Below are 8,631 nucleotides of genomic sequence, written 5' to 3' on the forward strand. Positions count from 1 at the left end.
TCGAGACTGATCCAAGCGAAATACGTGCCATGAATAAGCGTGAAATCGCAGTCACGCTCGACATTGACGAGAAGACAGCATACCGTTTGCTTCAAGCGTTGACCTTCGGGGACATGCAGATGTTCGCGGAAATAAGCCGAGGGAACAAACGGAACGAACGCTTCTACATGATCAACCCAAGCTTCATCAGTCGAGGCGAATACCCGGATAAAGCGTTGCAGGTTGTGTTCAGGTGCAAAGTCAGCTAATTCAAATCGGACTTTGAATCGTCGTTTTGGGCGTCAAACAGGGCATTGAATCGCCACCGTAAAAGTGCCACAAACCCAATGGTACCAACGGTTACAGCGATTTCAATGCCGCTATTTCTTCTTAATCTGTCGGAAAAATCAACGGAACAGATGAAGGTCTTTAATGACGTGAATCCTTCGGGTCGGGACAAGCCCGCCCGGCTCCGCCTACGGCGTCGCCCCACTAATTTACCCCATTAGTTATTGACGTTAAGTACATGGAAAAGAAGGATGGTCCGGAGCCGTAAGGCGACGGCAGACCCGAAGCCGAAGGCGTAGGGGATTGGATGAAGTCGGCGCGATCTACTGATTTTGGTAGGTAGGCTACTCCATCAACTTCTTACTTCCCCAATTTGGGTACGTACCCAATTTTGAAAATTCATTGGTCTGGAAAAGACCGCTGATGCTGCCGATCACGTCAGATTACGCAACTTTCGGGGGCTCCATTCCCCAATGTACGAATTTAGATAAAAACGTACATTCGTTTCCCTGTAATGGCTCACATTTCCTATATAACGTGGTATGATGGATTCAGGTCAAAAATATCGTACATTCAAAACGTTGATTTCATTGGGGGAAATGACATGACCACGCAGATCAAGGATGTTCAGCCAATTCGTAATAAACAGCAGATCGATGACATGAAGTGGGCGCTACGCCGTCACTGTTCCGAACGTGACTACATCTTGTTCCTGATTGGGATCAATACGGGCTTGCGTGTTGGTGACCTCGTAAAGCTGAAGGTGAAGGATCTGCGCGGTAAGAAGCGTGTAGTGGTCAAGGAAGGTAAGACCGGGAAGGCGCGGGAGTTACAGCTGGGCAACATTTACGATGAACTGAACGCTTACCTAGGCACCGTAGAAAGCGAGTGGGTATTCCCTTCACGTAAGGGTGATGGCGCAATCACGCCTACCCAATCCTATCGGCAGCTGAAAACGGCAGCTGACTTTGCTGGCGTGGATAGCGTGGGCAACCATACGCTGAGGAAGACATTTGGCTACTGGATGTACAAGCAAACGCGTGACGTGGCGAAGCTTCAGCGCATACTGAACCACAGTCACCCGGCAATTACGTTGACGTACATAGGCATCACGGACGAAGAGATTGAACAGGATCTTGAAGCGTTCGTTCTGTAAGGATCAGGCTCGGCAGATCTGTCGCTGTCGGGCTTTTGCTTTGACCACCCACCGCTACCCCCGGCACCCCCTCTCGGAGTCACCGTCAAGCCCCCACAAAATTTACGAATCACTTCACAACTCCATATCCAATAAAAGGAAAAAGGGTGAGAGCCGCCTAAAGCAGCTTTTCACCCTTTACCTTTTGGCATCCATTGTTTGAGCAGTTCGCGCTTTGTTGCTTGATTTGGTCTCGGAGGAACGAGTTTTCAGCCTTTTCCTGCTGTACGTTGGCTGCGGCCCGTTACACGGCCTTGCCCCATCATTGGCGCTGAGCAGCCGCAGTCTCGGCTATGATGATGAATCGAGATGGCTTGAATACTACGAGGATTAATGAACAAGACTTCATTATCGACCAAGAACAGTGCAGAGTTCCTTTCGAATCCAAGGAACGTAGCTTGGAGTCCTCGTGGACCCGTGTGGTCGAATACAACGTCTACACGTACCCCTGGAGAGAGACGGAATAGAATGCTTGGAACTCCATCGAATCCACCAAATCCACCACCACCACAACCACCAATACCACCAATACCACCCAAACCAAAACCCATATACCTTTTCCTCCCAACAATGATCTCGATCTCATTTAAAATATGGGAGTTTGTTAGCAAACGGCAAGGCCAATCTGCTAATGAATTAGTACAATTTTTGAGATTGATAGAGGACGGGATTAGGCATTGAGAGATTGATACACTTTGTATATAACAGACTCAATCTCACTTACCGGCACATACATGATTCCGTTCGGCAGCGTAGCGTTACCGTCCACTCCGTTAATCCTTCGATCGTGCCCGAACCTTCGTCACTTCGTTATCGTCCAACCACAGTCAGATGCAACGTTGCCACATCATCTGCAAGGTTCATAGGGGGCATGACATCCCCGTAATCGGTGTTGTCGATAATCAGGTAGTACGTGCCTGCATTAAGCAATCCTGATTTTTTATCCCTTGATGTCGCGGAAGATTTGAAATCGCCGTACGTCATGAACTGAGTTTCCTTTGCACCTTCCATGACACGCTTCCACTTGAACAGGCCGTCATCATCAACCATGTAAAAATCAAGATTTGGACCAGAGTTCACCTGATATTCATAGCTGATTTCTGTCTTGCTTTTAAGGGTCAGCTTGATTAATTCGTAGTGATCTTCAGCCACCATAACGTCTGAATCATAAAGTGCTTGCGGTTCTACATCAGGAGCAGTCGCTGCCGTCACTGGTTCTTCTGTAGTCGCTACGGCCGGCGCGCTCATCACCACTGGAGTCTCATTTGGTTTCCCCAGATACTGACGATACAGCACAGCTGCGGAAACGATTATCATGCCTACCAGAACAATGGTCCCTGCCAGTGGTGCCTTTGATGATCTTACTTTCTTACGTGGCGCAAGCTGGGGTTCAGCCATTATAAGTCATCCCCCACTTCTGCTGCTTCAATTATCTCAGCAAGTCTAGCTTCATGACCCATGAATGCACGTTGGATCACCAGTTCATTGGTAACCACCAACGTCAATTTAATGTAGTTAGCTTCAGCCATTTCACGGATAGCTCTGTACATGTTGTCCAAGCTAGTCTGCGTGGAAGCTATAACTTCAGAAGTCTGTGCGATAGTTTGAAGACCTATGGAAAGCACGTACCCGGAAAAGCCCTTTTCCCACAGCGTTAGCTTAGCGATCCTGTCCGCTTCCGTGACGGCAGCTTGCTTTGGTCTGAATTGGATTACGTTGTCATCGTTCACAGCTCTTCTGTCGCCTCCAGTATCCGTTGCTCCATGTGTTCTTCGATGTAATTACGGATGAAATCTTTACGAGCTGTGACGTTCTCTTCTTTACGGAACATCCCGGCCTTCTTCATTCGTTCCGCTTCCGGCTTCGCATTCCATGCTTTCAACGCCTCAACCCGCAGCTGCTTCTCAATTCGTTTTTCCGTCAAGCGCTCTGTTGTTTGCCTGTTCCGCTCTTCCCTGATATTAGCGGCTATAGTAGCGGCAACCTCTTTGTGACCTTCCGTCATCTGTTGCGAGACGTTTACGAGCTTTTCCGCAAGCTGATTTGTGGCAGTACTCGCTTCCCACCGTGCCTCGGCAAGATCCTGTCGTATACCATCATTTTCGGTCTTTGTTTGCTGTTGTCCCTGTATAATTTCCTCTCGCATCTCGCCCGTTACGTTCACGATCTGACCCGTCAGTTGCTCAGCTGTAGCCGCTATTTCGTGAGGAATGTTCATGACCTGTTCATGGATTATCTGCACTTCTTCCCTCATGACAGCACGATCCTGCTCACCTGCATTCAAGCGTTCATGCACGTTCATAAGCATGGAAGCAATTGCATTCAGCTTGGAATCAAGGGCAGCCATAGCTTCCACCACGTTTACGTTCACGGATTCACCAAGCTCATTCACGCTCACGATCGTCGGCCGACCTGCTTTAGCCAGGGCTGCTTCCACTTCATCGGCCTGCTTGCCTTCCTCATAAAGCGTTCTTATCTGACTGAACACTGGAACACAGCTGTCCGCAATCTGATAGGATTTATGGTTCTTCTTAACCTGCAAATGATGGCTATGTCTGTTTATGTACCTTCGCACCGTCTCAGGCGGTATGTCTGCCAGTTTCCCCACCTGCGCTACCGTCAGCCATTCCATTCGTTCACCCTCCATTCATGGACCATTCACGTTCAGTTCACGCATTCATTCATTCACGATCAAGCATTCATCACGCATACACCACGCTGAAAGCCTTACTACATATGGTGTTAACCGTGAACGCAAATAGATTCCATTCATGACACATTCACCACAGATCAGTTGCATCCCTGCCTGTCATTTGCCTTCAGATCAATTACTTTTTCATCAGTAAGGGGTTAGGCCATGCTGTTGCATCTGAACGGATCTGACGGGTACGTCCGCTGTAAGGATTCGCTTCCGAGAACACTTATATGCTCATAACAACGCATTTTGCATGCAAATACAGGCATAAGAACCGTAACATCGAAATATTATAGAACATAAGAACGCAAATGAGTTCACTAGGAGGTTGTCCCAATGTCGCAAGTCGAATTTCGATTCACAGTCGATCTAAATGACAAAGCCGCTCTGAGTAAGTGGCAGCGCATTCTGAAGATCTTCGCGGAAGATGAAGAAGTAGGCACCGAAGAAGACATGACTCCTTCGCACACAACAGATCAAACAAGTGCAAATGAATTAACGATTGTCCCCGTCACAGCAGCACAGAATGCTGCATTGATCCGCCGATTTGTCAACGAAAGTACCTCGAACCAAAGGCAAGTACTTACATGGATGCAAGCAAATCCAGGAAATGTCTCAGCACACATTTTGAAACAGGTGTTTCCGACATTTCTGAAATCGCCAGGACAACTTCCAGGCGTATTCCGCTGTGCTCGATTTACCAAACACCTTGGTGGCAACAAATCGGATTGCCCATTCGTTCAAGTTGCATGGAACCGTTCGAAACAATGTGGAATATATCGTGGAATTACTGTCGAAGAAGCCGCTGCATACTAGCTCGTACAATAACCAAAGCCGCTAAAGTCCTAACTAGCGGCTTTTTCTTATTCCTTCGACTTCATTGCCTTCGCTTCGCTCGGTTCCGCACCATCTCACGCTCAGCGTGGGGATAACGAAGATCACGTTATCGCCCAAGCTTCGGTTCGCCGGGCGGCTTTATCCTCCACCGGGCCATCGTCGCTTTGTTCATCATCTGTATCTTAATTAGCTACTGTCGCTTGACACCACCGATCTTAAACGTCACGCTGGCATGGCTGGGTTCAGGCTTCAGAGCAGAGAACACCTACCTGTGCCCACAAAATGATATATTTGCAGGCACAAAGTAGATGGTTATTCCTGTGATTACGCCGTTTAAGGCGGGACGAGTCCGTCACATCCATACCCGAACAAACAGCTTTTACGCTGTGCGCTACCTTTTGCTACGTGAAGCCAATCCCACGTAATTTGCAACGCCCTCCCCGCTTGCGCGGCTTGGCAACCTCCAGTCCGTTAATGGCCGACCTCGCCATAGTCTCACGATCGGCGTGAGTATGGTTCCGCCTTAATGATCGTTACGCTGATTTTACTGCCACCGGCTCAGCTCACCTCGCTAAGTTTAACGTGTTGCTCCCGCTCTCCACGTTGGCGCTGCCGTTTCAGGCAATACGAAACTAAGCCCTCAGACTCTCATTTTTTTGCGAGATTCCGGAGCGCGCCAGATATTTAGTTGGATATGTAAACGACCTACAAGCCGCAGACAACAAGAAAAGCCCTGATCTCCCCTACAATACGGATGAGATCAGGGCTTCACAATTTATACGTTTAGCCTTGCCGATAATACGGCAAAATGCTAATATGTACGTAGAAAAGCTATCGTGAGTGCGCCTGTTTCTGTCCGTTGTAGCGGATACGAAGCAGCTAAGAGGTTCCACCCTCTTGCCGCCGAAACGATGGCTTTTGCTATTTTGTTGAACTTCGTTGCACCAACAATACCATAATCTACTATCCTAGTAAACTATCATTTCGAAAAAAGTGAGTCGTGGCGCGGGTTTTTGGCGTTGACGGTAGTACCGTTAATGTAATAACTCAACCGACAGTAAAGCAAGCATCATCTACGTCCGACGCTACGCGGGCCGCTATTCCAAGCCGCATAAAGTTACCAGTATAACGTGCTTGTATAAAATGCGTTCAGCATAACTAGTAAACGAGAAAGAGCCGAGTTCCCTACCTTTGGGATCTCGGCTCTTTCCAATTTCACGTAACGAAAGGAAGTAGCTCAATGTTAACAGCCGAAGCAATCCGAGCCATCCGTAAGGTTCGGCGCATTTCCCAATCCGAATTAGCCCAGCAGACAGGCATCCCACAGCCTTACATTTCCAAGATGGAAACAGGCGGACGAATTATTACAGCCGAAGAAGAAGCAGCGCTTATCACCGCGTTTAGCATCAGCGCAGAGCTAGCAGCTGAGCTGACCCAACTAGCGCGTCACGCCAACGATGCCAAACGATTGGAAGCTGTAGCCTGGTCAAAGCTGCGCGATAAGCTGGCGGTCGAAAGCGTATGACGGCACTCATCAGGCAAGGAACCTTGACCCCTGAACAGCTTATAGTGGCAGAACATTTTGCCCTACCGAAGAAGGCGGGTAAAACGATCACGCAGCTTGCCAATGAAGTCGGAGTTTCTGAACGTCAAATTTACAGATGGAGGTCCGAACCAGCATTCGTCTCGTTCGTGCGCGTTCGTACAATGGCTAACGCAATGGACCATCTTGCAGATGTGATGGACCAAGTCGCCGAATCCGCAAAGTCCGGGAAATCAATTCGCGCCGCGGATATATACCTGCGGGCCGTCGGTGTAATGAACGACCAACTTACGATACGACCAGCTAACCCAGAAGACGAGCGCACGACCGAAGCGGTTCAGGCTGACATTCAACGCTTACTTGCTCAGCTCGAAGAGCAGGAACGGGAGTACAACAAATTCAAGGATAGGGGAACGCATGATGAAAGCATGGAGCTTGAAAGAGAAGTTTGATAGACAGGACGAGCAGTATAACGCCGTTGTCGCACGTTACGAAGCGGCTGTCGTCGCCGCTGGCACACAGCTGTATGACTTAAAGGCACAGAAGGACGCGCTGATCCGCGACGAGTTTAAAACGGGAGCAGACCGCTCCAAGGAGAAGGTCAAGCTCGCCGCACAGATCGAAGCCGCAGAAAAGGCGCTCGCCGCAGCTGAACATGAACGCGCTCACGCTTATGAATATAGTCGCACCGTTGACGACAGGATCACCGTCCGCGACCTCGTAAATAATTGGTCAGGCGATTACCGTTCTGCCGTTCGTTCCGACGAGCTACAGCCAATTCTTGAACGTCTGACAATGGCGCGTAACGCTTACTACAACGCGCTGCTCGATATTAAGGAGTTTGAAACTGAGTATGAACCAATGTTCCGTCAGCTTCGAGATATGGCTTTTACGGACAACGCCAATCATCCAGGCGATTACCGTTCGCCGCAGGCAATCATCAGCAATAACGACATTCCACGGATAACAAACGAAGACCTATTGACGATCGATAACTATAGCAAGCTGCCTAACGGCATCGATCGCATGGCTTGGGGGGCGATGTAATGGAGCATCAGCACATCGCACATCTCCGAGCAATACAGGCCAAACTAGCGGACGCTGCCGCGATTACGGAACAAGACGTGCAGGACATGGCTATGATCGTGCAGGCGCATCCGTCGATGGTCTACCGCGCCCTGTTTGGTCAGGTATCAGCACGTCATCAAGCCCAAGCATTGGAGCCCGACGAACAAGAACCGACCGAAGCGCCTCCAACGGCTGAGCAATTGGAAGCTGCGCGCAAAGCAGCGGCGGTCAACCCATCGAACAGAACTTTAACCGCATACGCAAGCATGAAGAGACGCGCCGGGGTATGATCCTCGGCGTTTTTTTTCTGCCTTGATGTCCAAAATACGCCGGGGCTCGGTTATTACCAAAGGAAAAAACAAACAACCAGGAGAGAGGATTCGCATCATGACAATAACCGTAACGCTCCACGAGGGCGACCAAGTAATCCGTAAAGCGCAGCGTGACGCTTACCGCAAGCTCCAACAAAGCAAGCAACGCCGCACCAAAGGTGGCAACTTCACATTCACAGACATGGAACGGATCGCAGCTGTTACTTCTGAAATCGATGCTACATATCTCGGTTATCTGATGTACCTGCAAACATTCATCGACTACGAGACGAACGCGCTCGTCATAGGACGCGGTAAGTGGCCCCTGACGCGCCGAGATATGGTCGAAGGGCTAGGAATTACCCTTGAGACGTTCCGCACGTTTTACGCCGTCATGGAGCGGTATAGCATCATCATGGAAGTAGACGGTCGATTCATCATGAACGAGGATTACCACTTCCGGGGAGCTGCCGAAGGTCGGCGCGTGGTGAAGACGTATGACGATCGGCTACGCAAAATCTACGCTTCGTTACCGACACGCAAAGTACGGCAGCTCGGCTATTTGTACCGGCTACTCCCGTACATCCACTTGGAAACGAACATGCTCTGCTGGAACCCGTTCGAGACTGATCCAAGCGAAATACGTGCCATGAATAAGCGTGAAATCGCAGTCACGCTCGACATTGACGAGAAGACAGCATACCGTTTGCTTCAA

The 8,631-nt window shown here is 49.5% G+C and carries 12 protein-coding genes; 8 read left to right on the plus strand and 4 right to left on the minus strand.

The annotated features are described in order from the left end of the window. Both BMY11_RS28075 and BMY11_RS28080 read left to right on the plus strand, forming a co-directional pair. Positions 1 to 248: hypothetical protein (locus BMY11_RS28075; RefSeq protein WP_218150220.1), on the plus strand; the 248-nt coding region annotated here is incomplete at its 5' end. A 623-nt stretch (positions 249 to 871) separates the two neighbouring features. After that, positions 872 to 1,423, plus strand: coding sequence for a tyrosine-type recombinase/integrase (locus BMY11_RS28080; protein ID WP_090583746.1), 552 nt, complete (start codon positions 872 to 874; stop codon positions 1,421 to 1,423). Between the two features lie 248 nt (positions 1,424 to 1,671). On the opposite strand, the gene BMY11_RS28085 is transcribed toward BMY11_RS28080, so the two are convergent. The 4 genes from BMY11_RS28085 to BMY11_RS28100 all read right to left on the minus strand — a co-directional run bounded on the left by BMY11_RS28085 (position 1,672) and on the right by BMY11_RS28100 (position 4,094). Next, positions 1,672 to 2,013, minus strand: a complete 342-nt coding sequence (locus tag BMY11_RS28085; RefSeq protein ID WP_090583748.1) for a hypothetical protein — start codon at positions 2,011 to 2,013, stop codon at positions 1,672 to 1,674. A gap of 259 nt (positions 2,014 to 2,272) precedes the next feature. Next, positions 2,273 to 2,860 carry a hypothetical protein gene (locus BMY11_RS28090; RefSeq protein WP_090583751.1) on the minus strand — a complete coding sequence of 196 codons (588 nt, stop codon included), beginning with the start codon at positions 2,858 to 2,860 and terminating at the stop codon, positions 2,273 to 2,275. Further along, positions 2,860 to 3,192, minus strand: coding sequence for a hypothetical protein (locus tag BMY11_RS28095; RefSeq protein WP_090583753.1), 333 nt, complete (start codon positions 3,190 to 3,192; stop codon positions 2,860 to 2,862). The genes BMY11_RS28090 and BMY11_RS28095 overlap by 1 nt, the downstream gene beginning before the upstream one ends. Continuing rightward, on the minus strand, positions 3,189 to 4,094 hold the full coding sequence (locus BMY11_RS28100; protein ID WP_090583756.1) for a hypothetical protein: 906 nt from the start codon (positions 4,092 to 4,094) through the stop codon (positions 3,189 to 3,191). The genes BMY11_RS28095 and BMY11_RS28100 overlap by 4 nt, the downstream gene beginning before the upstream one ends. Before the next feature lie 399 nt (positions 4,095 to 4,493). On the opposite strand from BMY11_RS28100, the gene BMY11_RS28105 reads away from it, so the two are divergent. The 6 genes from BMY11_RS28105 to BMY11_RS28130 all read left to right on the plus strand — a co-directional run. Then, positions 4,494 to 4,973, plus strand: a complete 480-nt coding sequence (locus tag BMY11_RS28105; RefSeq protein ID WP_090583758.1) for a hypothetical protein — start codon at positions 4,494 to 4,496, stop codon at positions 4,971 to 4,973. Positions 4,974 to 6,234: 1,261 nt separating this feature from the next. Further along, a complete protein-coding gene (locus BMY11_RS28110) occupies positions 6,235 to 6,519 on the plus strand; it encodes a helix-turn-helix domain-containing protein (protein ID WP_090583763.1) in 285 nt (94 codons plus the stop codon). After that, entirely contained in the window at positions 6,516 to 6,989 is a 474-nt protein-coding gene (locus BMY11_RS28115) for a phBC6A51 family helix-turn-helix protein (RefSeq protein ID WP_090583765.1), read from the plus strand. The genes BMY11_RS28110 and BMY11_RS28115 overlap by 4 nt, the downstream gene beginning before the upstream one ends. Next, a complete protein-coding gene (locus BMY11_RS28120; RefSeq protein ID WP_143069366.1) occupies positions 6,955 to 7,584 on the plus strand; it encodes a hypothetical protein in 630 nt (209 codons plus the stop codon). The genes BMY11_RS28115 and BMY11_RS28120 overlap by 35 nt, the downstream gene beginning before the upstream one ends. Continuing rightward, a complete protein-coding gene (locus BMY11_RS28125; RefSeq protein ID WP_090583771.1) occupies positions 7,584 to 7,895 on the plus strand; it encodes a hypothetical protein in 312 nt (103 codons plus the stop codon). The genes BMY11_RS28120 and BMY11_RS28125 overlap by 1 nt, the downstream gene beginning before the upstream one ends. Before the next feature lie 97 nt (positions 7,896 to 7,992). Then, positions 7,993 to 8,631, plus strand: a 639-nt coding sequence (locus BMY11_RS28130) for a hypothetical protein (protein ID WP_090583773.1), incomplete at its 3' end; no start/stop codon positions are given.

Source organism: Paenibacillus sp. OV219, from assembly GCF_900110075.1.
Lineage (GTDB): Bacteria > Bacillota > Bacilli > Paenibacillales > Paenibacillaceae > Paenibacillus_Z.